Below are 24,883 nucleotides of genomic sequence, written 5' to 3'. Positions count from 1 at the left end.
CTCCGAGGGCCGGGTTCGTCGTTTCCGGTCTCGGGGCGGCGCGAACGCGACCGGTCGGCGTCAGGCGGTGGCGAACGCCGAGCGGCGGCGGGCGTCGACCTCGGCGGCCAGCTCCGGCGCGCGCTCCAGCGCCTGCGGGTGGCCGCACGTGGTCAGCCAGTTGGCCAGCATCAGGTGGCCGCCCTCGGTGAGCACCGACTCCGGGTGGAACTGGACGCCCTCGATCGGCAGCGTCCGGTGCCGCATCGCCATCACCACGCCGGAGCCCGTCCAGCCGGTGACCTCGAGCTCGTCGGGCAGCGTCTCGGGCAGCACGGTGAGCGAGTGGTACCGGGTGGCGGTGAACGGGTCCGGCAGCCCGGCCAGCACCCCCACCGAGTGGTGCCGCACCTCGGACGTCTTGCCGTGCAGCAGTTCGGGGGCGCGGGCCACGGTCGCCCCGAACGCCTCGCCGATCGCCTGATGACCCAGGCAGACGCCGAAGATCGGCAGCTCGCCCGCGTACCGGCGGATGACGTCGAGGCAGATGCCGGCCCGGTCCGGGCTGCCCGGCCCCGGGGAGAGCAGGACGCCGGCCGCGCCGACCCGGCCCACCTCCTCGACGTCGATCTCGTCGTTGCGCCGCACGTCGCAGTCGACGCCGAGTTGGCCGAGGTACTGCACGAGGTTGAAGACGAACGAGTCGTAGTTGTCGATCACCAGGACGCGCATCGACTCACCTGTTCGGGGTGGGGGGCGGGGTGTTGTTCTGGTCGGTGTTGTACGGCAGGTCGTGCTCGTCGCCGGCCGGGGTGCTCCCGTCCACGCCCGGCCCGCCGCCCGGCTCGCCGGAGTCCTGCGTGACCTGCACGTCGTCGAAGGGGAGCAGCGGCTCCGCCCACGGGAAGACCACGTACCACAGCAGGGCGACCGTCGCGGTGGCGAGCAGCAGCGAACCGGCCAGCTTGCCGGGCAGCCCCAGCGGCAGCCTGCGCCAGATCCAGCCGTACATCGTCAGGCCCCCAGCTCCGCCGGCCGGCCGGCCGACTTGGCCTCGGTGCGGTCCAGTTCGGCGTGGATGATCAGGCGCTGGTAGTTGTCGAACTTCGGGTTGCAGGTGGTGAGGCTCAGCAGCTTCTTCGTCGGCTTCGCGTCCGGTTCCATCGGCACCGGGGCGACGACCTCGACCTGGTTGGGCTTGACGATCCGGGACTTGTAGACCTTGTAGACGTACCAGTCAGTCTTGCCCTCGACCACGATGGCGTCGCCGCTGTTCAGCTCGTCCAGCCGCCAGAACGTGGCCCGGTTGCGGTGGCCGGCGACGGCGAAGTTGCCCACCTCGCCCGGCATTGCGCTGTCCGGGTAGTGGCCGGGGGCGTACCGGATGTCCCCCTGGGTGACGCCCTCGACCACCACCCAGTTCTTGTCGAGCTTCGGGATGTAGAGCCCGGCGAGGGGCTTGCCGTGCACCGGCGGCTTCGGCTTCGGCTTCGCGGTGGCGGTGGCGGTGGCGGTGGGGGCCACGGTCGGGTCGCCGTTCGCGCCCCAGGCCTGGGCGAGCTGGCGGTCGAGGTCGTTCTGGTGGGCGTCGACGATGGCCGACTTGCCCCACACCTCGTACCCGGCGAAGAGGAGCACCACGAGGCCGAAGGTGATCAGCACCTCGCCGCTGACCCGTACCCCGGTGCGCAGCCGGGTCCAGATGGACGGCCGGGTCAGCTCGGAGTAGACGCTCTTGTAGCCCTCGCCGGTCTGCTCGGCCCGGAGCTGGACCACCCGCTCGCCACGGCGGGGTCGGGGCGGCTCGGCCGGATCGGCGTCGGCTCCGCCCGGGTCGTCGCTCTCCGGCATGCGGGGCACGGCACCCATCAGCGCGGTCGAGTCCAGGGCCGGGCCGGTAACCGATGGCCGGCCGGGCGGCACCGTCGGGAGGAAGGTGGTGGGGGCCTCGGCGGCGGACGCCGGTCGGCTCGTGGGCCCGAACTCGGGGCGATCCCCGGAATGCCGCCCGTACGGCTCCTCGGCGGGCCGCCCGTACGGCTCCCGGGCGGGCTGGTCGGCGGGCCGCCCGTACGGCGGGAGGCCCGTTCCGTCGGCGGCCCGGGGGGGACCGGGTCGCTGGGGCGCACCCGTCGGGGGCCTCCCCGTGGACTCGGGGGCGCGGGCCGGGCGACGGTCCGCGGCGGCGGGGTGCCAGGTGGGCGGCGTGTCCGCCGGCTTGGGCCGGGTGCCGGGTGCCGCCGGATCGCCGCCCCGGGAGGCCGTCGAGCGGGGCGGCAGCACCGGGTCGGGCCAGGGGCGGGCCTGGCCGGGTCGCTCCGACGGGCTCGGGCCGGGGCGGTCGACCGGGGGGAGGAAGTCGGTCGCCTCCTCGTCGGGGTGCCGGCCGTCCCAGCGGCCGTCGGGCGTCCGGCTCACCTGGGCACCTTGGCAGCGCGCAGGGCTGTCGAGTCCTCGAAGGCCGGCACGGTGACCGTCGAGACCGTCTCCCGGTACCCGAGGTGGAAGTCGTTGACCACGCCCTTGAACACCCGGACTCCCTCGGAGGCGGCGAGGGCCTGCTGGAGGGCAGCTGGATCGCCGATTGCCACGATCTTGAACGGTGGGGAGTACACCCGGCCGTGCAGCAGCAGGGTGTTACCCACGCAGCGTACCGCGCTGGTGGCGAGCACGCGGACGTTCATGATTGACATGGCCTCCGCGCCGCCGGCCCACAACGCGTTCACCACGGCCTGGACATCCTGCTGGTGGACGACCAGGTCGTCGTTGCTGGCACCCTCGGGCAGCCCCTGCTCCGGGCGGCGCGGCGCGTCGTCCAGCTCCACGACGACGCCGGTCCCGCGCAGCGCGGTGAACCCGGCGGCCTGACGGCTGGCGGCGGCGCGGTTCCGCTGGTCCCTGATCGGGCCGTCGGAGTCGGCGAGGGCGGCGGTCTCGTCCTCGACCTCGCCACGCAGCCGGGCGGCCCGCAGCTCGCTCGTCGCGACCTGCTCCCGGCGGTCCTCGATGAGCTGCGTGAGCTGGGGGCGGCGGTCCTCGCGCAGGGCGGTGCCCCCGGCGGTCGTCGCGGTGGTGGTGAAGAGCAGCCCGGCTGCGGCGGCGATCAGCGGCACCCCGATCGACCAGCCCGGCCGGCGCTGGCGTGGGCGTCGGGGCAGGAGGGCGATGACCGCCCGCCGGAGGACCTTCCGCCAGGAGGCGGCGCCGGATGTGTACTCCACCGACCGTTCCTTCCGCGTCGTCTGGTGTCAGCCCGCCACGACGCGGACCGGTGCGGGTACCCGAACACTCCCGCCCTTTTCGGTCACTCCGCGCATCGGCCTGACCCCATTCATGGCCTGGACGGGCCTTCGGGACTACGCTAGCTGTCGAAACATTATTGGCCATGGACCGTCGCCCCCGTGCCCGGTTGTCAGGCCGGACGAGGTCGTCACCCCCTCTGGAGAGCGTCGTGCCCAAGTCTCAGGTCCGCAAGAAGAAGGTGTACACCCCGCCGACGGACGTGCGTCCGACGGCGACGGCGGCGACGCGCAAGCCTAGCCCGGTCTGGCTGCCGATCACGGCGGTTGCGCTGATCGTCGCCGGCATCGGCTGGCTGGTGATCTACTACCTCTCCGAGCAGGCGTACCCGGTCATGTCGTGGGGTTACTGGAACCTCGCGGTGGGCTTCGGTGCGATGGTCGGGTCCCTGGTGCTGCTCTCCCGCTGGCGCTGACCACGCCGGGCGTCGGCCCGGCGTGCCGTTTTCGGTGGTGGACACGATCCATGTCACCTCGCGAGCCCCTGCCCGGCGCTTCGGCGCCGGGCACCCTATGGTGTCCGCAGGGCGGCGTGGCCCCCAGGTGCGAGATGACTCACGTTACTGCTGGGTAACCTTGCGCGTAGGCTGCACTGATGGCTGAGTGAGCGAGGTCATCGACCGGTCCGGTCGGTGTGTGGGGGCGACGTAACGCCGGTCACGCACCTGACCCGGTCGCCGAGCCGCTCGACAGGCAGCAGACCGGGAGGCCAACTCGATGGGCAGCGTCCAGATCGTCACCACGATCCTCGCAGCCGCCATCACCGCCGTGGCGGTGTGGCTTGCGGTGCGTGCCGTCATGAAGATGGTGGCAGTGATCCGGTTGGGTCAGCCCGATCCGGAGCGGTTCACCGACAGGGCCACCCGCACGAAGACGATGCTGGTGGAGACCGTCGGCCACACGCGGATGCTCCGGTGGGGCGTGGTGGGTGCCGCGCACTGGTTCGTGATGGTCGGCTTCATCGTGCTGTCGCTGCTGGTGCTGGAGGCGTACTTCGAGGTCGTCTCCCCGACCGGCGGCCTGCCGCTGATCGGTGGCCTGGCGGTCTACGGCCTGGTCACCGAGCTGATCGCGGTGCTCGGCGTGGTCGGCATCCTGGTGCTGATCGCGATCCGGGTCCGCAACCGGCCGACCCGGCCGGGCGGGCGGTCCCGGTTCACCGGCTCGACCATGTGGCAGGGCTACTTCGTCGAGGCCGTGGTCCTCGCGGTGCTGATCATGGGCTTCGTGATCCGGGGCTTCAAGGTCGCCACCGACCACTTCGAGTACCCGGTCTGGGCCACCCCGGTCAGTCACGCCGTCGGCTCACTGCTGCCCGACTGGGAGGCCGGCGTCAGCATCGCCGCCGTCATCAAGATCGCCATCTCGATGACCTGGCTGATCGTCATCGCGCTCAACGTGACCATGGGCGTCGCCTGGCACCGCTTCCTGGCGTTCTTCAACATCTTCTTCAAGCGCAACCCGGGTGAGGCCGGCTCCGGGCTCGGCGCGCTGCGGCCGATGATGAGCGAGGGCAAGCCGCTCGACTTCGAGGAGGCCGACCCGGAGAAGGACCAGTTCGGCGTCGCCCAGGTCGAGCAGTTCACCTGGAAGGGCCTGCTCGACTTCAGCACCTGCACGGAGTGCGGCCGGTGCCAGTCGCAGTGCCCGGCCTGGAACACCGGCAAGCCGCTGTCGCCGAAGCTGCTGGTGCTGAGCCTGCGCGACCACGCGTACGCCAAGGCGCCGTACCTGCTGGCCGGCGGCGGCAAGGACCTGACCGGCGAGGAGAAGGCCACCGCCGCGCAGCTCGCCCACATGGACGTGCTGGCGCTCGCGGAGGCCGAGAAGCCGTTGATCGGCGGGGCCGAGGACGGCGGCATCATCGACCCCGACGTGCTCTGGTCCTGCACCACCTGCGGGGCGTGCGTCGAGCAGTGCCCGGTCGACATCGAGCACGTCGACCACATCGTCGACATGCGCCGCTACCAGGTGTTGATCGAGTCGAGCTTCCCGTCGGAGGCCGGCGTGATGCTGCGCAACCTGGAGAACAAGGGCAACCCGTGGGGCGCGCCGCAGAACACCCGGGAGGACTGGACCAAGGGCCTCGGCTTCGAGGTTCCCCGGGTCGGTGAGGTCGAGGACTTCGAGTACCTCTTCTGGGTCGGCTGCGCGGGCGCGTTCGAGGACCGGGCCAAGAAGACCACCCGGGCGGTCGCCACGCTGCTCAACGAGGCCGGCGTCAGCTTCGCCATCCTCGGCGAGGGCGAGACCTGCACCGGCGACCCGGCCCGCCGGATCGGCAACGAGTTCGTCTTCCAGATGCTCGCCCAGCAGAACGTGGAGACCTTGAACGAGGCCTTCGAGGGCCGGGAGAAGAACAAGCGCAAGATCGTCGCCACCTGCCCGCACTGCTTCAACACCCTGGGCAACGAGTACGGGCAGCTCGGCGGCGAGTTCGAGGTGGTGCACCACACCCAGCTCCTGGCCCACCTGGTCAGCACCGGCAAGCTCACCCCCGTCCAGCCCGTCGACGGTGGCGTCACCTACCACGACCCCTGCTACCTGGGCCGGCACAACCGGGTCTTCGCCCCGCCGCGCGAGGTTCTCGACAGCTCCATCGCCGGCGAGGTCACCGAGATGCCGCGCAACAGCGAGCGCTCCTTCTGCTGCGGTGCCGGCGGCGCCCGGATGTGGATGGAGGAGAAGATCGGCAAGCGGATCAACGTGGACCGGGTCGAGGAGGCCATGGCCACCGGGGCGAAGACCATCGCGGTCGGCTGCCCGTTCTGCTCGACGATGCTGAACGACGGCGTGAACGGCAAGGGCGCCGGCGAGCAGGTCGAGGTCATCGACGTCGCCAGCGTGCTGCTCCGCTCGGTCAAGCCGGCGGACGCCGCCGGCGCGAAGGAGACCGCGCCGGCCGGTAGCTGACGGCGACGCCCCCGGGCGCGGGCGGACGGCGGACAGGTCACGGTGGACGGCGACGCCCCGGGCGACGACGGGCCGGCGGCGACTGCGCGTGGTCGTGTGCGACGCGGCAGGTCGTGGAACAATCGCGCCGAGGTGAACCGATCATCGACAGTCCTCTCGTTACCACCGTGTTGCCCCTGGTCGGCTTCGTGCTGCTGACGGCGGGTAACGCGTTCTTCGTCGCGGCCGAGTTCGCACTGGTCACCGTGGACCGGCCGGAGCTCGACCGGCGGGCTGCGGCCGGGGACGGCGGTGCGGTCACCGTCCGCCACGCGCTACACGAACTCTCCTTCCAGCTCTCCGGGGCGCAGCTCGGCATCACCATCACCGCCCTGCTCACCGGGTACCTGGCCGAGCCGGCGCTGGCCCGCCTGTTCACCCCGCTGCTGCACCCGCTGGGGGCGTCCGCCGACCGGTTCACCCCGTTCCTCGCCCTGGCCCTGGCCACTCTGCTCTCCATGCTCTTCGGCGAGCTGGTGCCGAAGAACCTGGCGCTGTCCCGGCCGATGCCCACCGCACTGGCCACGGCCCCGGGGATGCGCGCCTTCTCCCGGACGTTCGGGTGGCTGATCAGAGGGCTGAACAACTCGGCGAACACGCTGGTGCGACGCCTCGGGGTGGAGCCGCAGGAGGAGTTGGCCAGCGCCCGGTCCCCGGAGGAGCTGGGCCTGCTCGCGGTGATCTCGGCCCAGGCCGGCGCGCTCCCCCCGGACACCGCGATGCTGCTGCGGCGCACCATCCGCTTCGGCGACAAGCGGGCCGCCGAGGCGATGACCCCCCGGGTGGACGTGATCGCGCTGCGCGCCACGGCCAGTGTGGCCGAGCTGCTCACCCTCGCCCAGCAGACCGGCCGGACCCGGTTCCCGGTCTTCGAGGAGACCCTCGACCTGGTCACCGGCGTCGCGGCGGTGCCGGACGCGCTGGGTGTCCCGCTCGCCCGCCGGGCCGGCACCAGCGTCGCCTCGGTGGCCCGGGAGCCGGTGTACGTGCCGGAGAGCCTCGACCTCGACGGCGTCCTCGCGGCGCTCAAGGCGGCCGGCTCGGACCTGGCGATCGTGGTCGACGAGTACGGCGGCACCGACGGCGTGGTGACCATGGAGGACCTGGTGGAGGAGCTGGTCGGGGAGATCGCCGACGAGTTCGATCCGGCCTTGGTCGACGACGGCGGGCCGGTCGAGCTGACCGTGCCGGGCGGCGAGCGGACCGCCCTGGTCGACGGGGTGCTGCGCGAGGACGAACTGGTCGAGCAGACCGGCTTCCGGCTGCCCGAGGGCCCGTACGAGACCCTCGCCGGCTTCCTGATGGCCCGGCTCGGGCACATTCCGGTGGCCGGGGAGACGGTCGAGGAGAGCGGGTACGAGTTCACCGTGGTCGAAGTGGAGCGGCACCGTATCGAGCAGGTGCGGGTGGTTCGCCCGGAGGAGTCCGGCGACGATGCTTGAACTGTCGGTGACCGTGTTGCTGCTGCTCGGCAACGCCTTCTTCGTCGGCAGCGAGTTCGCACTCATCGCTTCCCGGCGGACCGTGATCGAGCCGCTCGCGGCGACGTCGAAGCGAGCCCGGTGGGCGTTGTCGGCGATGAACCAGATCCCGCTGATGATCGCAGGGGCGCAGCTCGGCATCACGGTCTGCTCGCTGGGCCTCGGCGCGATCGCCGAACCGGCGCTGGCGCACCTGCTGGAGACACCGTTCCACGCGCTGGGGCTGCCGGCCGGGGCGGTGCACCCGGTGGCCTTCCTGATCGCCCTCGGCGTGGTGGTCTTCCTGCACACCGTCGTCGGCGAGATGGTGCCGAAGAACATCACCCTCGCCGGGCCGGAGCCGGCGGCGCTCTGGCTGGGCCCGGCGATGCTCGCGTTCTGCACGGCGACCAAGCCGCTGCTGCTGGCGATGAAGTGGGCGGCACGGCGGGTGCTGTGGCTGTGGCGGGTCGAGGCGACGGACTCGGTCAAGACGGTCTTCACCGCCGAGGAGCTGGCGGGGCTGGTGGCGCAGGCCCGCACGGAGGGCCTGCTCGACGCGGAGGAGCACGCCCGGATCACCGGCGCGCTCGCCCTGCACACCCGCACCGCGGCGGACGCCCTGCAACCCTGGTCGACGGTGACCACAGTGGCCGAGGACGTCTCGCCGGCCTCCCTGGAGGTGCTGGCCACCCGCACGGGCCGGTCCCGGTTCCCGGTGGTGCAGCGGGCCACCCGCAAGGTGCTCGGCTTCGTGCACGTCAAGGACGTCCTCGGGTACGCCGGGGCGGACCGCCGCGCGCCGGTGCCCGCCGAGGTGTACCACCCGCTGGCCGTGGTCCCGCCGGACCGTACGCTGGCCGACCTGCTGCTGGCGATGCGCCGCGAGCGGCGGCACATGGTCCTGGTCAGCGACGGCCGCCTGCCGCTGGGCGTGGTGACCCTCGACGATGTATTGACGGCCATCGTCGGCTGAGCCCCGCCCCGCCGGACCACACCCGTTGCGTGCGAAGGGTTGTCGGTGCGTGACGGTAGGCGACCCACCTTGATTACCCGAGTGGGCCTCGCCTAATGTGGGGCGCTGACCGCTGTGGGTCGTCTGCCTCGATCTTCCCTCTCCCGAGGCGCCCGGCGGTCGGTTGCGAAGGAGTCGGTGCCGGTGGCAACCATGCCCCCTCATCGCCATGTCCCGGGCTGGTCACCTGCTCGTCCGGGTGGCACCCGCCGGTTTGTACGACGCCTGCTCACCCTGGTCGCGGCGGTCGCCGTGGGCGCCGGAACCCTGACCGCGCCCGCGTACGCCGAGCCCTCGGTCGACGAGATCGAGGCGCAGATCGACAAACAGTGGGAGCAGCTCGAACCCACCATCGAGCAGTACAACAAGGTGCGCGCCCAGCTCAAGGTGAACAAGGAGAAGTCGGCGGAGCTGAAGAAGAAGATCGAGCCGCTCGCGCTCGAAACCGAGCTGGCGATGAACCGGGTCGGTGACCTCGCCGCCCGCTACTACATCTCCGGCCCGTCGCAGGACCTCGGCGCGCTGCTGGTCAGCACCAAGCCGGGGACGCTCGCCGAGCAGCTCACCATGCTGGACCGGGTGGCCGCGGAGGAGCGCCGTCAGTTGCAGGGCGTGCTCGCCGTCCGGGCCAAGTACGACGGACAGAAGCTGAAGCTGGACACGCTGATCGTCGACCAGGAGAAGCAGACCAAGGAGCTGGCGGCCAAGAAGACGCACATCAACACCGAGATCAAGCGGCTGCAGGCGTCGATGCCGAAGACCGTGGTGTCCGTCGAGGGCTGCCCGACGGTCACCGGCGTGATCAGAGATGCGGCCCGGATCGCCATCCGGACCGCCTGCGCGCAGGTCGGCGACCCGTACGTCTGGGGGGCCACGGGCCCGAACTCGTTCGACTGCTCCGGCCTGACCCAGTACGCCTACAAGGCGGCCGGGATCTCGCTGACCCACTTCACCGGCGCCCAGTGGAAGCAGGGCAAGGCGATTCCGCGCTCGGAGGCCCTCCCGGGCGACCTGGTGTTCTTCTTCGCCGACCTGCACCATGTCGGCCTCTACCTCGGCAATGACAAAATGGTGCACGCGGCCCGGGCCGGCAAGCCGGTCAACGTGAGCAGCATCAACACCATGCCGGTCGCCGGCTTCCGCCGACCCGGCTGACGCCGCGCGGCTCCGGTGCGGGCCGCGCAGCCAGGAGTCTCGGCCCCCGCGAAGGCCGCCCGGACCCGATGCCACGCGAGGCCCACACCCGAGCACCGTCCACGACGAAGGCCCCCGGTCACCCGACCGGGGGCCTTCGTCGTGCCGAGGGGCGACCGTCAGCGGGGCGCGCCCAGCGGGGACGGCACCAGGTTCACGTCGGCGCGGTCGACGTACATGATCCGGTAACCGAACTGGATCTGCACGTACTGCTTCTCACCCCGGATCACCGTCCGGTCACCGGGGGCCGAGCCGTCGAACGTGGCGGCCCGGTAGTACTCGCTGGGCAGCACGTTGCCGACGGCGTACCGCTGGCCGGCGGAGAGGGTGTACTGCAACGGCGAGATCGGCTGGTACGGCACGCCGGCCGGGTATGCCGCCTCCTCCGGGTACGCCCGCCCGTACACCGGGATCGTCGCCTTCCCGGCCTTCGGGGTGGCCACCAGGCCGAGGGTCCAGGCCGCCGTGGGCGCGGACGCCGGGTTGTGGAACCACGCCTTCTGCCCGAGGTACCAGATCGCCGTCCAGTCACCATCACGGCCGGCCAGGGCGTACGTCTGCCCGGTCGACGCGCGGGCGCCGTGGTCGGAGACGGCCATCGTGGCCGGCGTGCCGTTCGGACGCAGGGCGATGTCGTTGACCAGCGGCGCGTCGGCGCTCGGCGCGCTGCGCAGCACCACCGCCGAGGAGCCGCGCGAGGGGCACGGCACGCCCGCCGTCACGCAGCCGGTGAACGCCGGCCGGTTGGTGGCGAAGTCGGGGTTGATCCGCACCATGCCGGTCAGCGGGGTGCCGGTGTTGAGCTCCGGCGCGCGCAGCAGGTCGAAGTAGTGCGACCAGTCCCAGTACGGGCCCGGGTCCCAGTGCATGCCCCGCACGTTCGCCGCGACGGTGCCGGGGACGTTGTCGTGGCCGATGATGTGCTGCCGGTCCAGCGGGACGCCGTGCCGCAGCGCGAGGTACCGGACCAGCTTCGACGAGGTGCGGTACATCGCCTCGGTGTACCAGGTGCCCTGGGCGGCGAAGCCCTCGTGCTCCAGCCCGATCGACTTGGAGTTGACGTACCAGTTGCCGGCGTGCCAGGCGACGTCCTTGGTCTTCACGTGCTGGGCGATGTGCCCGTCGGCCGAGCGCAACGTGTAGTGCCAGCTCACGTAGGTCGGGTCCTGGACCATGTTGACCGTGCCCGCGTAGCTGCCCTCGGTGTCGTGGATGAGGATGTACTCGACCTTCTGCCGCTTGGGCCGGTCGGACAGGTCGTGGTTGCCGTAGTCGCCGGGGTCGGCACCGAGCGACTGGTAGGGGGCGGGGATCCACTCGCAGGAGATGGTCGACGGACACTCCAGGCCGTCGGGGCGCGCCGGCAGGCGCAGGCCGAGCCGGTCCAGCCAGGACTTCTGCGGGGTCACCGCCCGGGCGGCGAGGGTCACCCGCTGCCCGTCGTCGGTCACCCGGCTCTCGCCGCCGGCGATGGTGCCGAAGACCTCGTCGGCGAAGGAAGCCGCCGCGTCGGCGCTGTCCGCGCCGGCGTACCGGGCCACCGCGCCGTACCAGGCCGCCGGGTCGGTGCCGGCCCCGACCGGGGCGCCGATCTGCCGCTGGTACGACGCGAGCAGCGCCGCCCCGCCCCGGATGTTCGTCGGCGCGTCGGCGCGCAGGGCAGCCTCGTCGGCCCCGGTCAGAGTGGCGGCGGTGTCCAGGGTCTGCAATGACGCCGCGGTCGGGGCCTCGTCGGCCGAGGGCTGGGCGGCGGCGGGGGCCGGGCGGGAGTCGTCCCCGCGCGGGTCCTCGTCGCCGGAGTCGTGGTGGGTGCCGGTGGGCAGGCCGGTCACGTATTCGGCGTCGGTTAGGTGCATCGGCCCGTACCCACCGCTGGTGCTGGGGGTGCCGGCGTTGGTGTCCCAGCGGGACTGGAGGTAGGAGACGCCGAGCAGGACGCTCTCCGGCACGCCGTACTCGGCGGCGGCGTCAGCGTACTGCTGCTGGCGGTCGGGGGTCTGGCCGGCCGCGGCCGGGGAGGCGGTGGTACCGAGGGGCACAAGGGCCGTGGTTGCGGCCACGGCGGCGGCGAGCAGGATCCGTCTGCTCGACGACACGACGGAACGGGGCATCGAACCTCCTGGTTGGGCATTGTTTGAGGTCACCCTTCCGCCGCCGCACTCCCGCGTCAATAGCTTTCCACCAGGTACCACGATGTGAAGGAAACTTCCGCACGCTGGGCGTGGTGCGGCGTGTATGGCCCGGCGGGTTGCGGATCGATAACGGGCGTCTCTACTCTGGTCAATCGTCGGCCGGTAGCTGTATCGCCCAGCCGGGCGGTGACGGTCCGACACCGCCGAGTCGCCTCCGGGTGAACCGGGGACCCAGGTACGCCGGGGTGAATCCGCAGCGCCGCTGCGGTAGGGCGCTCTCCCTTCCCGCCCGAACCCGTCAGCTAACCCGGTAGGCGGTCAAGGAAGAAGGAGAACGGAGCCAGGTGGCACACCCTGCCCTGCGGCGCCCGTCACGCCGGTCGGCGCACGCCGACCGGACGCCTGTTACGCCGCGCCCACGCTGGTCACGCTTCACCACCGCCCTCGCCGCACTGGCCGGCGCCGCCGTCATCCTGACCGGCGCCCCGACCTCGGCCCAGGCCGATCCCTCGATCGCCGAGATCGAGCGGCAGATCGACCAGGACTGGAACAAGCTCGAACCGCTCATCGAGCGGCACAACGCCACCCGTCAGGACCTCGCCCTCAAGCGTCGGCAGGCCGACGCCGTCGCCAAGCAGATCGGGCCGCTGCAACGCCGGGTCGACGAGGCGATGGACAAGGTCAGCGGCCTCGCCGTCGAGGCGTACAAGAGTGAGAACCTGTCGGCGGTGAACGCGCTGCTCGGCAGCCGCTCGCCCGGTCAGGTGATGGGACAGTTGGAACTGCTCGACCAGTTCGCCGAGCGCCAGCAGCGCGACATCCGGGCGGTCATCGACCTCCGCGACGAGCTCGATGCGAAGAAGAAGCCGCTGGACGAGATGGTCACCCAGCTCGCCCGCACCGAGGCGCAGCTCGCCGCCAAGCGGAAGCAGATCAACGCAGAGATCGACCGGCTCCAGAAGCTGCGGCTCAAGGTGTACGGCACCGGCGGTGGCGGCGCGCTGCGTCCCGCTCCCTGCCCGGCTGCCTACCCCGGCGGCGGCGCGGGGGTCGCGGTGAAGTTCGCGTGTGCCCAGATCGGCAAGCCCTACGTCTGGGGCGCCGAGGGCCCCAACTCGTACGACTGCTCGGGCCTGATGCTCGCGGCCTGGGCCAAGGCCGGGGTGTCGCTGCCGCACAACGCGGCCCAGCAGCGGTCGGTGACCGCCCGGGTGAGCCGCGCCGACCTGCGCCCCGGCGACCTCGTCTTCTACTACGCCGACCTGCACCACGTCGGCATGTACGTCGGCGGCGGCTGGGTGGTGCACGCCTCCCAGGCCGGCCAGCCCGTCAAGATGAAGCGCGTCGACGACGGCCAGATCCACAGCTACGGCCGCCCCGACTGAGCGGCGAGGGGCCCGTTCCGCGGGACGGGTCCCTCGATCGCGCCCGCGCCGTCAGCGGGTGGGCCAGGTGCGCCAGTTCTGCCAGGAGCGGCTCGGCGTCGGGCCGCGCTGGCCCTGGTACCGCGAGCCGTACACCGTCGACCCGTACGGGTGCTCGGCCGGCGAGGAGAGCCGGAAGATGCAGAGCTGGCCGATCTTCATGCCCGGCCAGAGCGTGATCGGCAGGTTCGCCACGTTGGACAGCTCCAGCGTGACGTGACCGGAGAAGCCCGGGTCGATGAACCCGGCGGTCGAGTGGGTGAGCAGCCCGAGCCGGCCCAGCGAGCTCTTGCCCTCCAGCCGGCCCGCGAGCTGGTCGCCGAGCGAGATCACCTCCAGCGTGGAGGCGAGCACGAACTCGCCCGGGTGCAGCACGTACGGCTCGCCGTCGGGCACCTCGACCGCCGAGGTCAGGTCGTCCTGCTGCACCGACGGGTCGATGTGCGTGTAGAGATGGTTGTTGAAGACCCGGAAGAGCTTGTCGAGGCGCACGTCGATGCTAGACGGCTGCACCAGGGTGGGCTCGAACGGCTCCAGCGCGAGCGTGCCAGCCTTCAGCTCGCTGACGAGATCGCGGTCGGAGAGCAGCATCGGCACACCATAGCGACCCTGGTCGGCGGGCCTGTCATCGCCTACGGCGACCGGCGCGCCGCGCTCGCCTGTCGTACACGTGTTCGATAGAATGTCCACATGGCTTCCTGGTCCGAATTCGCCGCTGACGAGCCACGACTCGCCGGCGGGATCCGCCTCCTCATGCAGCAGTACGGGCCGGGCTTCGGCTACCTGGCCACCGTCCGCGCCGACGGTGGGCCCCGGGTGCACCCGGTCTCCCCGGTGATCACCGACGACGGGCTCTTCTGCTTCATCGTCGACTCGCCGAAGCGGCGCGACCTCGAACGCGACGGCCGCTACGCGCTGCACTCCTTCCCGCCGGAGGACAGCGACGACGAGGCGTACGTGGCGGGGCACGCGTGGCCGGTGACCGACCAGGCCCGGGTGGCCCGGCTCGCCGAGCTGGGGCGGGCTGCCCCGCAGGTGGACTGGCGGCTGTTCGAGTTCACCGTCGACGTGGCGATGCTCGCCCGCCGCTACCAGGGCGGCGCCGTCTTCCCGGGCGGCGGCCCGGGGCAGCCGGCCGTGCAGGTGTGGCTCGACCCCCGGTCCGCTGGTGACCCGGGTGGCGCCCCGGTGGGCGTACCGGATCAGGGGCCGACCCGGCGCGTCCGCGGCTCCCACCGCGCGGCGGCCTGACCCCCGACGACGCCGGTGCCGGCCCCGTCGAAGGACGGAGCCGGCACCGGAGGGTCAGGAACAGGGGTGCGTCAGGCCGCGCGGTACGCGTTCCACGCGGTCAGCATCCGGCTCGCCTGCCCGGCCGTGAACTGGTACATGCACGAGTCGTAGGTGTAGTCCATGAAGTTGGTGATCGGGTCCAGGCCGGTCGCGGTGCAGGTGTTCCGCCCGGTCGGGCACTGGTACGCAGGCGAGGCCTCCGCCGGGGTGTCGCTCACGCTGTCGCCCGAGCCGGAGCAGCCGCCCTGGAAGGTGTGGTACAGGTTCAGCCAGTGGCCGACCTCGTGGGTGCCGGTGTCACCCTGGTTGTAGTTGGTGGCGGTGCCACCCGGCAGCGACTCGTTCAGGGCGACGACCCCGTCCATCTTGTCCAGGGTGCGCTTCGGGAAGGTCGCCCACCCGAGCAGGCCGTCGCTCAGCTCGCCGAGGTACACGTTCAGGGTGTTCTTGCCGCCCTCACGCAGCGAGGTCTTCATCGAGCGCTCGGCCGACGAGCCCGACACGATCGGGTACCACGCCGGGTTGGTGACCCGGTTGATCTTCTGGAGCTGGAAGCCGAAGGCGGTCGCCGCGCCGCCGGTGGCACCGCTGTAGGCCTGGTTCAGCACGTTGATCTGCGAGTTGATCAGCGAGTCCGGGATGTTGCCGCCGGCCCGGGTGCTGTTCTCCTGGATGACGTGCACGACGACCGGGATGTTCACGGTCGCGAGCGTGCCGGCACCGGCGCCGGCCCGGAAGCTGGCCCGCTCGCGCAGGGCGCCCGCCAGGTCGGCCTCGCGCTCGCGGACCTGTGCGGCGGTCAGCTCGTTGGGTTCGTGCTTGGCCTGTGCGCCCGCCTTGACCCGGGCGTCGGAGTGCACGTCGGCCGGCTCGGCGCACGCCTCCGCCGGGGCGGCGGAGAAGGCCGACGCGGCCGGAACGACGCCCACGGCGGCGGTGCTGAGCAGGAGTGCGAGGGCCGTCGACGCGACGCCGGCGGTACGCCGGGTCAGCAGGTTGGCACGGAGTCCCATGGGCCTACCTCTTTCTGTCGGCGCGGCAGGGGGTGTGTCGCGCCGTGGCTGAAACGTGTGGCAGACGTTACAACCCATCGAAGCATTTGAAAACGCCTATGAGTTGCCGGCATGGAACTTCTACGGCTCATCGACGGATCGTGGGGAGGCGGTGAGGGCGGCCCTGGATCGGGTGGGGAGGAGTGCGAGCCGCGCCGTCGGCCCGACGGCTGCCGGTGGGCGGCGCGCGACGGGGTGCCTGGATGCACCCGGCGACGTCGTCGGGTACAGTGGGGCCGCCTGCGGGTGTAGTTCAATGGCAGAACATCAGCTTCCCAAGCTGACAGTGCGGGTTCGATTCCCGTCACCCGCTCCACGCACGAAGGACCTGGTCAGGACGCGAGTCCCAGCCAGGGCCTTCGATGTTGCTACCGCTTCCTGTGCTGCCCGTGCCCGCCTCAGGGCAGCCGCGTGCCCGTGAGTCGATAGCGCCGCAGGTCCCGGCGCGTACGCAACACCGTCATCAGGAGGAGCAGGCCGAGTCCGGCGCCGGTGAGGCCGTACCCCAGATTGCGCAAAGGCGGGTAGGACTGCATGGTGTCCGGCAGGAACCAGCCGCGTGGATCGACCAGCGCCTCCAGCCTGTCGCCGACCTGTAGATCATGCTCGGACCTGTAGGTCATCTCGCCCACGTCCTCGCCGCTTGCGACCGTGGCGACCCGAACCGCCTGGTAGGTGCCGGGCGCGGACTTGCCGGAGCTGTCCTCGGTGACCACGACAGCCACCCGCTCCCCGAACACTTCGAGGTAGGCGAGGCCCACACCGATGGGGGCGACGGCGAGCAGACAGATCGAAGCGATCGTCATCGGCACGATCCACCCCGGTTCGACGTCCGTCCCGTCCTCGCCGATGAACCAGACCAGCCCCATGCCGAAGAGACCGAGCACCGTGAACACTGTGCTGAGCACGACGACGAGCAAGCTGAGGCCGTGGCTGTAGAGGGCACCCGCCGCGCCTCCCGCCACCAAGCAGGTGAGTAGGGAACCGAGGGTCAGCAGGATCTGTCGGACAACCAGTCCAGTGCGGGGCACAGGCTCATTGTGCGGGGCTCGCGCAAACCCTCGCGGAGATCAGACGCCGAACGCGGCGGTGGCCTCGCAGGGTAGGTCCAGAGCTGGTCGGCTGGGGCGGCGCAGGGCGGTCGGCGGGCCGTACCCGACCGGGACGCCGGGGCGTCGAGCACGCTCGCCTACGCTGCGCGGCATGGATCAGAGTCTGCCTCCGAAACTCACCCGGGATGAGGCCATCGTCCTCGTTGAGCGGATCATGAGTCTCGGCTACGCGGACGATGCTGAGCTCAACGACCTGTTGGCTCAGCTCGAACGTGACCTCGTCTACCCGGACGTCGCTGAAATGATCTTTTCGGTCCCGGAGCTGACGGCCGTTGAGGTCGTTGACCGGGCCCTCGCCTACGCGCCGATCGAGATGCGGTCCGGGCCGTGGACGGAGCCGGCGACCAGCTAGATGACGTCGCCGTCGGGTGGGAACTGCTTGTCGACCAGCGCCAGCAGGGCGGCGTGCGTCTGGCGATCCGCAGCCACGATGAGCCCGCCCGCGCCGGTGTGCAGCGGTTGTCCCTGGATGCCGGTCACCACGCATCCCGCGGCCTGGCACAGGGCGATCCCACTGGCGAAGTGCACGCTGTCCCGCAGGTCGCCGTCGGTGACGTAGGCGGCCCGTCGGCCCGCGGCGACCCAGGCGACCGCCAGGGTGGTGGAGACCACGCGTGGCCGGAACCGCTCGACGAACCCCGGGTCGGCGAGCAGCCGCGCCGCCCGGAACCGGGGAGCGTTCGGGAACGGCGGATCGAGATTGACGTCCACCAATCGTGACTCGGCGGAGGGTGCGAGTCGCTCGTCCACGCCGTCGCGGCGTACGTACGCGTGAGTGCCGTCGGTCCAGAACACCTCGTCCGTGAACGGGTCGGCCGAGGCCGCCACGGCGACCCTCGCATCGGCCCGCAGCGCGACGTTCACCGCGACCAGCATGTTGCGTACGGCGTAGTTGAGCGTGCCGCACAGGGGGTCGACCAGCCACTCGCGGGCGGTGTCGTCGGCACCTGTGCGTCCACTCTCCTCACCCGTCACGGCATCCTCGGGCCGTGCGGAGCGGAGGACGTCGAGGATGGCGTTCTCCGCCTCGATGTCGGCCGAGGTGGCGAAGTCACCCCCGGACTTCTCGAAGCGGGTCAGGGCGGCTCCGTACCTGGCCCGGACGACGACGGCTCCCGCTTGCGCGGCCTCGATCGCCACGTCCTCGTCGCTGTTCGGCATGCGCGCAGGGTACCGGCCCTCGACGGGTCGAATGTGGCCCGATCCGGCGAGCCGGGCGCTCTACTGCGTTCTGTGGCGCGGTCGACGCGTCAGGGACAGCCAGCCGAGGAACCGGGCGTACATGGCGGGCCCGTCGGGGCGTCCGCCCAGCCGGTACACGTCGTCCATCGCCTCGTACATCGACGTGGCCAGGTAGAAGGCGCGCGCGACCGAATGGCCGTAGAACTCGGTGGCCAGGTCGAGTTGGGCCGCCGAACACGGCCACTGCGCGGCACAGACCCAACAGAGCCAGGCCGGGCGCATCGGCAGGTGGGGGCGGCTCACGGTACGTCCTGCCGTCGGGCCGTAGTCCCTCACCGACACGGCCGACCACCGTTGCCGCGTAGCTTCCCGCCCCGCGCACGGAACTCGCCCGCCGCCGGTCGCAGGACCCGCGTCGCGGTGTCGTTACGCGGGAACCGTGCGGCGGGATCATCGGGCCGATCAACGGCGGGTCGTACGGGACCGGGTCCGGCTGGGCCGGCGACGGCGCGGGCTTCGGATCGGGCTTCGGCTTGTCCTTTCCCAGGCGCTCCCGCCACGACGGACACGCGGCGTGCCGGCCCCGGCGGTTGTTGGCGCGGTGACGTCCTTCTCGGTTCCGCACGATGCTCCCTGTCCGTCGAGTCTTGGAGAGGGAGCCCGCCCCCGCTCCTCAACGCAGGAAGACCGGGGCGGCCCCTCGACGAACATGAACCGGGCTGTCTATCACCGACTCACGCCGTCCAAATAAGAAGCCTCCCGAAAGTTGCGGCGCGATCACACTGCGTTGCACTATGAAGTCCAGACGTACCGCCCGCGTTCCCCGCTGACAGTCTTCGTGATTGACGAAGCGGTGCTCCGCCGAGGTCATCCAGCCGTGATGGGCCCGCAGCTCGATTACCTCGCGACCACAGCTCAGCGACCCGACGTCATGGTGCACGTTCTCCCACTGAGCGCCGGCTTGCATCCAGGCCAGGCCGGGCCTTTCATCATCGCGACCACACCGGAGGGCGAGGAGGTCGGCTACCTCGATGATCAGTCCTCCGGCCGTATCACGAATGACGTTGCCCCCCTCTGGGCCGTCTGGGATACCGTGAGATCGGTAGCGCTTCCGCGTGACCAGACCATCGACCTGTTGAGGGCGCGAGCATGGACGACCTGACCGGCGCGCGGTGGCGAACCAGCACCCGCAGCAGCTCCAACGGCGGCGCTTGTGTGGAGGTCGCTGACAATCTTCCTGGCGTCGTTGCCGTGCGGGACAGCAAGGACCCGATGGGTCCGGCGCTCACCTTCGCTCCGATCGCGTGGAGTGCGTTCGTCGCCCGCATCGCCGAACGGGCCTGACGACCCCGTACCCCCGGAGCACCCGCTTCCAGCAGCGCGGCGGGCGCTCTGTCGTGTACCGACGGACTGCGGTCTGACGGCGAAACCGGTGGTGCCTGTCGTCGGCGTCCCGGTACCGTCCTGGCACTCCGGGCTCGAATCGGTAGGGCCGGACGAGCGGTGGCGAGGTCGAGATGGGCAGCGGTGGCGGTACGACGGTGCTGTGGCGTCCGACCGGTCCGGAGGAACTGGATCTCGTCCGCCTGTCCGGGTGGCGGCGCTGGCCGCCGCGCCTGCCGGACCAGCCGATCTTCTACCCGGTCCTCAACGAGGAGTACGCGATCATGATCGCCCGGGACTGGAACGTCCCGGCGTCCGGCGTCGGGTACGTGACCCGCTTCCACGTCGAGTCGGACTTCGTGCGCCGGTACCCGGTGCGGCAGGCCGGCGGCGAGTCCATCCTCGAACTGTGGGTGCCCGCCGAGGAGCTGGACGAGTTCAACGACCACATCGTCGGGTCGATCGAGGTCGTGCACGAGTTCCGGTAGCCGACAGCTGGCGCTTATGTCGAAGTCGGTCCACCTCGGAGCGGCGCGGGCGGTGGGTGCGGGGTGAGGGCTCGCCGGGCCCCGCCCGCTCCGGGCGCTCTTGCGCGCCTGACCGGGTCGGCGGCGGCTCCCGCCCCGGAACTGGGAGATCTTGGAAGCAAACGGCCCCTCCAGGGGCCGAAATCTTCCAAGATCTACCCGATCTCCGCATTGCCACCGCACTTCGACACAGGCTTTAGTGGATGAACGTGAACAGTTCCCCGGAGGCGTTGAGCGGGCGGGGCGGGCCGGCGAACCGGTGCACGCCGACGGAGAAGAGCACACTCTCCGGCGCGTGGAACGCCCGCTCCACGAAGCCGGCGTCGCGTAGCCAGCCGCGCAGCGCCGGGGTCAGGTCGGGGGCGCGCCGGGTCCGCGTCCAGATCACCGTGGCACCCGCCGCGCAGAGCTGCGGCAGGGCGGCCACGGTCCGGCGTACGTCATGGTCGGTGACGTTGCCGAACACCCCGGCCAGGAGCACCAGGTCGGCGGGCACCGCCCCCGCGTACGACGAGAGCCGCCCCGCGTCCGCCCGCTCGACGGCGACGTTCGTGAGCCCGGCGCGGCCGGCGGCATCCCGGGCGGCGGCCACGTTGCCCGGGTCGTACTCCAGCAGCGTCGCGCGGACCCGGTGCGCGTCGGCCCGCCCGGCGAGCACGCCGACGAGGTCGTGCCCCTGGCCCGCGCAGGCGCTGACCACCGTGAGCATGTCGTCGGGGCGCTCGTCCAGCCACGCGGCGATCTCGCGCCGCACGAGGCGCAGCCGGCGCGACAGGGACGATCCCTCGTCGGCGTAGGGCTCGTGCCACGCCTGCCAGTCGGTCCGGGCCGTCATCCCTTCGGAGTCCAACAGAGGGTCATGTCGGGCAGGTGTTCCATGTTCTGGCTGCCGTCGCTGGTGTCCAGGACGGTGAAGCCGTGGCGCTCGTAGAAGGCGCGGGCTTCGGTGTTCTGCTGGAAGACGTGCAGCGACACCCCGTGCGGGCTGTGCCGTCTGACCTCGTCGAGCAGTAGCGTGCCGATGCCCTGACGGCGGGCGTCCGGCCGCAGATAGAGGTGTTCGAGCACGTCGCCCGCGACAGCGGCGTAGCCGAGGACCACCGCGTCGCGTACCGCCACCCAGATGCGGCACTCCTTGAGCAGAACGTCCTCGACCCAGCGGGTCACCTGCTCGGGACTACGTTTCTGCGGGGGGAGATACGGCATGGTCGCCGCCCGGGAGTGCAGATGGATACGCGCGATCACCGCCGCGTCCGCCGCGTCCGCGAGCCGGATCTCCGCCCTGACGTCATCACCCACCCCGGTGAACCTAGGGGCCGGCGGACTCCCGATCCACCGGATAACCGTCGGCCGGCTCGTCCTGCGGGTACCAGCGCAGCTCGACGACGTTGCCGTCCGGGTCCCGGACGTAGACCGATGTGGCGCTGCCCCGCGCCCCGAACCGCCCCGCCGGCCCCTCGACCACGTCGAGGTCGCCCGAGGCGATCACCTCGGCCCAGTCGAGCGGGGCCACCACCAGGCAGAAATGGTCGACGTTGGATTCACCCCTCAGGCCCCGGACCAGGTCGATGATCGTCTCCGGGCTGACCCGTCGCCTCCGGCAGGGCCGCCTCGACGACGGCGTGCACCCGTTGCCCGACCTCCCGCAGCGGGGCGTCGAGTCCGGTCAGGTAGTCGCTGGGCATGGCGTACTCCTCGTGATCGTCAGGCGGTAGGGACAGGCCCCCGGGTGATGCCCTCAATGATCGACCGGGCGGCGGGTCCGACCAAGCCATGATCGGGCTACGACCGTTTACCCTGGCGCAACGAACGTTGGCCGGGTCGCCGCGTGGTGGGGGTCGGATGCTGGAACGGTACGAGGTCGAGACGTTCCTGACCCTGGCCGAGGAGCTGCACTTCGGGCGTACCGGCGAGCGGTTGGGGGTGACCACCGGGCGGGTCAGCCACGTGGTGAAGAAGCTGGAACGGCGGATCGGCGCGCCCCTGTTCGCGCGTACCAGCCGGGTGGTGACCCTGACCCCGATCGGCCGCCGCCTCGCCGACGACCTGCGCCCGCTGGTCGGCGGGATGGAGGCGGCGGTGCGCCGGGCCACCGAGGCGGGGCGGGGGATGACCGGGCAACTGCGGGTCGCCTTCCTCGGCGAGGGGACGGCGTCGGTGCTGCTGCGGGCCGTCGCCCTGTTCAGCGAGCGGCACCCCGACTGCGAGGTGCGGGTACGCGAGGCGCAACTCGCCACCACCCGGGCCAGCCTGCTCGACGGCTCGGTCGACGTGCTCGTGGCCTCGTACCCGTTCGACGGGATGGCGTGCGGCCCGGCGCTGCTGACGGAGGGCCGGGTGCTCGCGGTGGCCGCCGAACATCCCCTGGCCCGCGCCGGGTCCGTCTCGCTGGAGGTGCTGGCCGAGCACCCGGTGGTGCAGTACCCGGCGGTGACCTCGGCGGAGTTCAAGCGGGACCGCACCCCCGAGCACACCCCGTCGGGGCGGCCGGTGCCGAAGGGCCCGACGGGGGACACGTTCTCCGAGCTGCTGACCCTGGTGGCGCTGGGCCGGGGCGTCCTGCCGGTCGGCGAGCACACCCGGCGCTACTACCCGCGCCCGGACGTCGCGTACGTGCCGATCAGCGACGCCCCGCCGATCCGGCGCGGGCCGGTCTGGTTGGAGAGCAACACGACGGCCCGGGTCCGTGAGTTCGTCCGGGCCGCGACGGACACGACGGCACGCCCGCCGGCCTGAGCCTCGCCCGCCGGCCTGAGCCGGGTGCGGCGTCCGGCTGAGCCCGGGAACGTGCCAGGAACGAGGGAGGGCGCCGGGCGGCGAGCGGGTCGGTGACCCCCGGCAGGTCGTACGCTGGCGATCATGCGGATTGGCATCGTGATCCTCCCGGACCAGCGCTGGTCGGACTCGCAGCGCCGGTGGCGGCAGGCGGAGGAGTGGGGCTTCGACCACGCCTGGACGTACGACCACCTGGGCTGGCGGGACCTGGTCGACGGGCCGTGGTTCGACTCGATGACGACGCTGACCGCCGCCGCGACGGTGACCTCCCGGATCCGGCTCGGCACCCTGGTCGCCTCGCCCAACTTCCGGCACCCGGCGGCGTTCGCCCGGCAGATCACCGCCCTCGACGACGTCTCCGCCGGCCGGTTCCTGCTCGGTCTCGGCGCGGGTGGCATCGGCTTCGACTCGGCCGTGCTGGGCGGCGAGATGCTGCCGCCGCGCCAGCGCGTCGACCGGCTCGCCGAGTTCGCCGAGCTGCTCGACCTGATCCTGCGGGAGGACGGGACGACGTGGCGCGGCGAGTGGTTCGCCGCCGTGGACGCCCGGAACAATCCCGGCTGCGTGCAGCGTCCCCGGGTGCCGTTCGTGATGGCCGCCAACGGTCCCCGTTCGATGCGGCTGGTGGCCCGGTTCGGGGAGGGTTGGGTGACCACCGGTACGGGTGGCGACGACCTGGAGGCGTGGTGGGGGACCGTGTCCGACCTCGCCGCGCGGATGGACCGGACGCTGGCCGAGGCCGGCCGCGACCCGGCCACGCTGGACCGCTACCTCTCCCTCGACTCCGCCCCGGTCTTCTCGCTGAGCAGCGCGGACTTCCTCGCCCAGCAGGTCGGGCGGGCCGCCGCGCTGGGCTTCACCGACGTGGTCACGCACTGGCCGCGGGCCAACAGTTGGCACGCGGGCGACGAAGCCGTCCTGGTGGACGCGGCCACCCGCCTGCTGCCCGAGCTGCGCCGCCTCGCCCCGGCTGACCGCCCCGCCTGACCGCCCGTGCTCATGAACGTCTTGGCGGGGCGGACAGGTCCCGCCGATGAAACGTCCTGTCATGCCGAATTGCGGGTGACGATTCCGGTCCTGTCCGCCACCCTGGCGTCCATGAGAGCGGACGAAACACGGCTCCCTGAGCAGCCTGAGGTGGTCCTGATGTGCGGGATGGCCGGCTCGGGCAAGACGACGTACGCCAAAGACCTCGAGACTGAAGGCTACGTCCGTCTGTCCGTCGATGAGGAGATATGGCATCGCTTCGGTCGCTACGGCGTCGACTACGAGCCCGACCGGTACGAGGAACACACCGAAGTCGCGAGGCAGGCTCTGCGGGAGCGGTTGCTCTCACTCGTGGCACAGCGTCGCAACGTCGTCATCGACTCCAGCTTCTGGCAACGCTCACGACGGCAGGCATACCAGGAGCTGATCGAGCAGGCCGGGGGCTGTTGGCGTCTCGTCTACCTCAAGGCCGAGCCGGCGCTGCTCCGGCAGCGCCTCCGTACGCGAGCTGAGCGCTTCGACGCCAACGCCGCCTTTCCGATCACCGACGAACTGCTGGACCGCTACCTCCAGAGCTTCGAGCCGCCGTTCGGCGAGGGGGAAGAAGTCATAGTGGTGGCCGCCGGAGTGTCGGCAGGTTCTCCCGCGCCTCAGGTGGCGGTGCTGCCCTCGGTCGAGACGAGCCGGAACCGGATGCAGACGACCTGGGTGTCGTCGGTGACGGGGGTGCCGACCCGGGCCCAGTAGGCGGCGTGCCCGGCCCGCCACTCCTCGATGGACCGGTCGCCCTCCCCTTCCGAGCGGGCGAAGTCCCAGGGGACGTCGGCGAAGCGGACCACCTCGACGCCGGTCACCTCGACGACCCCGACCAGCGCGTCGTGGTCGTCCACGAGGGCCAGCCGCTCGCCGGCCCGCTCCATTTCCTCGCCCTCCTCGGCGTACTCGTCGATCAGGCCGGCGGTCGCCGTCTTGACCCCGGCCAGCACCAGGGCGTTGAGTCGGGCCCGCATCTCGCCGGGCGTGCCGAGGTCGAGGGAGCGCAGGTCACCGATGCGAGGCCACATCCTGCCGAGGCTACGCGCGCCCGCCGCCCGCCGCCGCCCGATTTCGCCCGCCG

The 24,883-nt window shown here is 71.5% G+C and carries 29 protein-coding genes, 1 tRNA gene, 1 pseudogene and 1 riboswitch; of the genes and pseudogenes, 15 read left to right on the top strand and 16 right to left on the bottom strand.

Features of this window, described 5'->3' with window-relative positions; translation table 11 throughout:
* Positions 1 to 60: 60 nt before the first annotated feature.
* From OG559_RS11405 to OG559_RS11390, 4 genes are read right to left on the bottom strand one after another with little or no spacing between them, the layout of a single operon-like run.
* Complete coding sequence (locus tag OG559_RS11405; RefSeq protein WP_405114989.1) at positions 61 to 711, bottom strand: aminodeoxychorismate/anthranilate synthase component II; 651 nt, start codon at positions 709 to 711, stop codon at positions 61 to 63.
* A gap of 4 nt (positions 712 to 715) precedes the next feature.
* Complete coding sequence (locus OG559_RS11400; RefSeq protein WP_405114987.1) at positions 716 to 991, bottom strand: hypothetical protein; 276 nt, start codon at positions 989 to 991, stop codon at positions 716 to 718.
* 2 nt (positions 992 to 993) lie between these two features.
* Complete coding sequence (locus tag OG559_RS11395; protein WP_405114985.1) at positions 994 to 2,397, bottom strand: class E sortase; 1,404 nt, start codon at positions 2,395 to 2,397, stop codon at positions 994 to 996.
* On the bottom strand, positions 2,394 to 3,200 hold the full coding sequence (locus tag OG559_RS11390; RefSeq protein WP_405114983.1) for a DUF881 domain-containing protein: 807 nt from the start codon (positions 3,198 to 3,200) through the stop codon (positions 2,394 to 2,396). Before OG559_RS11390 ends, OG559_RS11395 begins: the two co-directional genes overlap by 4 nt.
* 230 nt (positions 3,201 to 3,430) lie before the next feature.
* Between OG559_RS11390 and OG559_RS11385 the strand changes: the two genes are divergently transcribed.
* From OG559_RS11385 to OG559_RS11365, 5 genes are all read left to right on the top strand, one after another.
* A complete protein-coding gene (locus OG559_RS11385) occupies positions 3,431 to 3,694 on the top strand; it encodes a cell division protein CrgA (protein WP_350880366.1) in 264 nt (87 codons plus the stop codon).
* A gap of 301 nt (positions 3,695 to 3,995) precedes the next feature.
* On the top strand, positions 3,996 to 6,191 hold the full coding sequence (locus tag OG559_RS11380) for a (Fe-S)-binding protein (protein ID WP_405114981.1): 2,196 nt from the start codon (positions 3,996 to 3,998) through the stop codon (positions 6,189 to 6,191).
* A 170-nt stretch (positions 6,192 to 6,361) separates the two neighbouring features.
* Positions 6,362 to 7,672 carry a hemolysin family protein gene (locus tag OG559_RS11375; protein ID WP_405116581.1) on the top strand — a complete coding sequence of 437 codons (1,311 nt, stop codon included), beginning with the start codon at positions 6,362 to 6,364 and terminating at the stop codon, positions 7,670 to 7,672.
* Positions 7,665 to 8,666, top strand: coding sequence for a hemolysin family protein (locus OG559_RS11370; protein ID WP_405114979.1), 1,002 nt, complete (start codon positions 7,665 to 7,667; stop codon positions 8,664 to 8,666). The genes OG559_RS11375 and OG559_RS11370 overlap by 8 nt, the downstream gene beginning before the upstream one ends.
* Positions 8,667 to 8,843: 177 nt before the next feature.
* Entirely contained in the window at positions 8,844 to 9,860 is a 1,017-nt protein-coding gene (locus tag OG559_RS11365; protein ID WP_405114977.1) for an NlpC/P60 family protein, read from the top strand.
* 158 nt (positions 9,861 to 10,018) lie between these two features.
* On the opposite strand, the gene OG559_RS11360 is transcribed toward OG559_RS11365, so the two are convergent.
* Positions 10,019 to 12,010, bottom strand: a complete 1,992-nt coding sequence (locus tag OG559_RS11360; RefSeq protein WP_405114975.1) for an N-acetylmuramoyl-L-alanine amidase — start codon at positions 12,008 to 12,010, stop codon at positions 10,019 to 10,021.
* Between the two features lie 212 nt (positions 12,011 to 12,222).
* A riboswitch (cyclic di-AMP (ydaO/yuaA leader) is annotated at positions 12,223 to 12,363 on the top strand.
* Positions 12,364 to 12,375: 12 nt separating this feature from the next.
* Between OG559_RS11360 and OG559_RS11355 the strand changes: the two genes are divergently transcribed.
* The gene (locus OG559_RS11355) at positions 12,376 to 13,416 is read left to right on the top strand and encodes an NlpC/P60 family protein (protein WP_405114973.1); all 1,041 of its coding nucleotides are present in this window, start codon (positions 12,376 to 12,378) and stop codon (positions 13,414 to 13,416) included.
* A 51-nt stretch (positions 13,417 to 13,467) separates the two neighbouring features.
* Here the strand turns inward: OG559_RS11355 and dcd are convergent, their stop codons facing one another.
* Positions 13,468 to 14,046 (bottom strand): dCTP deaminase, encoded by a 579-nt coding sequence (gene dcd / locus OG559_RS11350; protein WP_350880377.1) that lies wholly within the window; start codon positions 14,044 to 14,046, stop codon positions 13,468 to 13,470.
* A gap of 99 nt (positions 14,047 to 14,145) precedes the next feature.
* Between dcd and OG559_RS11345 the strand changes: the two genes are divergently transcribed.
* Positions 14,146 to 14,706 (top strand): pyridoxamine 5'-phosphate oxidase family protein, encoded by a 561-nt coding sequence (locus OG559_RS11345; protein WP_405114971.1) that lies wholly within the window; start codon positions 14,146 to 14,148, stop codon positions 14,704 to 14,706.
* A gap of 71 nt (positions 14,707 to 14,777) precedes the next feature.
* On the opposite strand, the gene OG559_RS11340 is transcribed toward OG559_RS11345, so the two are convergent.
* Entirely contained in the window at positions 14,778 to 15,761 is a 984-nt protein-coding gene (locus OG559_RS11340) for a zinc metalloprotease (RefSeq protein ID WP_405114969.1), read from the bottom strand.
* Positions 15,762 to 16,042: 281 nt separating this feature from the next.
* Between OG559_RS11340 and OG559_RS11335 the strand changes: the two genes are divergently transcribed.
* Positions 16,043 to 16,116: transfer RNA gene (locus tag OG559_RS11335), tRNA-Gly, on the top strand.
* A gap of 82 nt (positions 16,117 to 16,198) precedes the next feature.
* On the opposite strand, the gene OG559_RS11330 is transcribed toward OG559_RS11335, so the two are convergent.
* Together OG559_RS11330 and OG559_RS11325 are read right to left on the bottom strand one after the other, a co-directional pair.
* A complete protein-coding gene (locus tag OG559_RS11330) occupies positions 16,199 to 16,720 on the bottom strand; it encodes a hypothetical protein (protein WP_405114967.1) in 522 nt (173 codons plus the stop codon).
* 150 nt (positions 16,721 to 16,870) lie between these two features.
* On the bottom strand, positions 16,871 to 17,005 hold the full coding sequence (locus tag OG559_RS11325; RefSeq protein WP_405114965.1) for a hypothetical protein: 135 nt from the start codon (positions 17,003 to 17,005) through the stop codon (positions 16,871 to 16,873).
* Between OG559_RS11325 and OG559_RS11320 the strand changes: the two genes are divergently transcribed.
* Positions 17,004 to 17,264: an e9imm peptide gene (locus OG559_RS11320; protein WP_405114963.1), complete on the top strand. Its 261-nt coding sequence runs from the start codon at positions 17,004 to 17,006 to the stop codon at positions 17,262 to 17,264. The two genes, OG559_RS11325 and OG559_RS11320, sit on opposite strands and share 2 nt — an antisense overlap.
* Here the strand turns inward: OG559_RS11320 and OG559_RS11315 are convergent.
* Both OG559_RS11315 and OG559_RS11310 read right to left on the bottom strand, forming a co-directional pair.
* A complete protein-coding gene (locus tag OG559_RS11315) occupies positions 17,261 to 18,073 on the bottom strand; it encodes an inositol monophosphatase family protein (RefSeq protein WP_405114961.1) in 813 nt (270 codons plus the stop codon). The genes OG559_RS11320 and OG559_RS11315 overlap by 4 nt on opposite strands.
* 60 nt (positions 18,074 to 18,133) lie before the next feature.
* Entirely contained in the window at positions 18,134 to 18,397 is a 264-nt protein-coding gene (locus OG559_RS11310; RefSeq protein WP_405114959.1) for a hypothetical protein, read from the bottom strand.
* A gap of 508 nt (positions 18,398 to 18,905) precedes the next feature.
* Between OG559_RS11310 and OG559_RS11305 the strand changes: the two are divergent.
* The 3 genes and pseudogenes from OG559_RS11305 to OG559_RS11295 all read left to right on the top strand — a co-directional run.
* Positions 18,906 to 19,256: pseudogene (locus tag OG559_RS11305) on the top strand (DUF5753 domain-containing protein); the annotation flags it as partial.
* On the top strand, positions 19,244 to 19,438 hold the full coding sequence (locus OG559_RS11300) for a DUF397 domain-containing protein (protein WP_405114957.1): 195 nt from the start codon (positions 19,244 to 19,246) through the stop codon (positions 19,436 to 19,438). The pseudogene OG559_RS11305 and the gene OG559_RS11300, both read left to right, overlap by 13 nt.
* Before the next feature lie 173 nt (positions 19,439 to 19,611).
* Positions 19,612 to 19,965, top strand: coding sequence for a hypothetical protein (locus OG559_RS11295; RefSeq protein ID WP_405114955.1), 354 nt, complete (start codon positions 19,612 to 19,614; stop codon positions 19,963 to 19,965).
* A 235-nt stretch (positions 19,966 to 20,200) separates the two neighbouring features.
* On the opposite strand, the gene OG559_RS11290 is transcribed toward OG559_RS11295, so the two are convergent.
* From OG559_RS11290 to OG559_RS11275, 4 genes are read right to left on the bottom strand one after another with little or no spacing between them, the layout of a single operon-like run.
* Positions 20,201 to 20,839, bottom strand: coding sequence for an SAM-dependent methyltransferase (locus OG559_RS11290; protein WP_405114954.1), 639 nt, complete (start codon positions 20,837 to 20,839; stop codon positions 20,201 to 20,203).
* Positions 20,836 to 21,303 carry a GNAT family N-acetyltransferase gene (locus OG559_RS11285; RefSeq protein ID WP_405114952.1) on the bottom strand — a complete coding sequence of 156 codons (468 nt, stop codon included), beginning with the start codon at positions 21,301 to 21,303 and terminating at the stop codon, positions 20,836 to 20,838. The genes OG559_RS11290 and OG559_RS11285 overlap by 4 nt, the downstream gene beginning before the upstream one ends.
* A gap of 10 nt (positions 21,304 to 21,313) precedes the next feature.
* A complete protein-coding gene (locus OG559_RS11280; RefSeq protein WP_405114950.1) occupies positions 21,314 to 21,520 on the bottom strand; it encodes a hypothetical protein in 207 nt (68 codons plus the stop codon).
* A gap of 25 nt (positions 21,521 to 21,545) precedes the next feature.
* Positions 21,546 to 21,689: a hypothetical protein gene (locus OG559_RS11275; RefSeq protein WP_405114948.1), complete on the bottom strand. Its 144-nt coding sequence runs from the start codon at positions 21,687 to 21,689 to the stop codon at positions 21,546 to 21,548.
* A 157-nt stretch (positions 21,690 to 21,846) separates the two neighbouring features.
* Here OG559_RS11275 and OG559_RS11270 point away from each other — a divergent pair, with 157 nt between their 5' ends.
* The 3 genes from OG559_RS11270 (at position 21,847) to OG559_RS11260 (ending at position 24,513) form a co-directional block, all read left to right on the top strand.
* Positions 21,847 to 22,740: a LysR family transcriptional regulator gene (locus OG559_RS11270; RefSeq protein WP_405114946.1), complete on the top strand. Its 894-nt coding sequence runs from the start codon at positions 21,847 to 21,849 to the stop codon at positions 22,738 to 22,740.
* A 123-nt stretch (positions 22,741 to 22,863) separates the two neighbouring features.
* Positions 22,864 to 23,766, top strand: coding sequence for an LLM class flavin-dependent oxidoreductase (locus OG559_RS11265; protein ID WP_405114944.1), 903 nt, complete (start codon positions 22,864 to 22,866; stop codon positions 23,764 to 23,766).
* Positions 23,767 to 23,778: 12 nt separating this feature from the next.
* Entirely contained in the window at positions 23,779 to 24,513 is a 735-nt protein-coding gene (locus OG559_RS11260; protein ID WP_405116578.1) for an AAA family ATPase, read from the top strand.
* Here the strand turns inward: OG559_RS11260 and OG559_RS11255 are convergent.
* Entirely contained in the window at positions 24,417 to 24,830 is a 414-nt protein-coding gene (locus tag OG559_RS11255) for an ASCH domain-containing protein (RefSeq protein WP_405114942.1), read from the bottom strand. The two genes, OG559_RS11260 and OG559_RS11255, sit on opposite strands and share 97 nt — an antisense overlap.
* Positions 24,831 to 24,883: the final 53 nt, after the last annotated feature.

It is taken from the genome of Micromonospora sp. NBC_01405 (genome assembly GCF_045040155.1).
Classification (GTDB): domain Bacteria; phylum Actinomycetota; class Actinomycetes; order Mycobacteriales; family Micromonosporaceae; genus Micromonospora.
The sequence above is the reverse complement of the archived record's forward strand: the minus strand, read 5'-3'. Positions and strand labels throughout refer to the sequence as shown.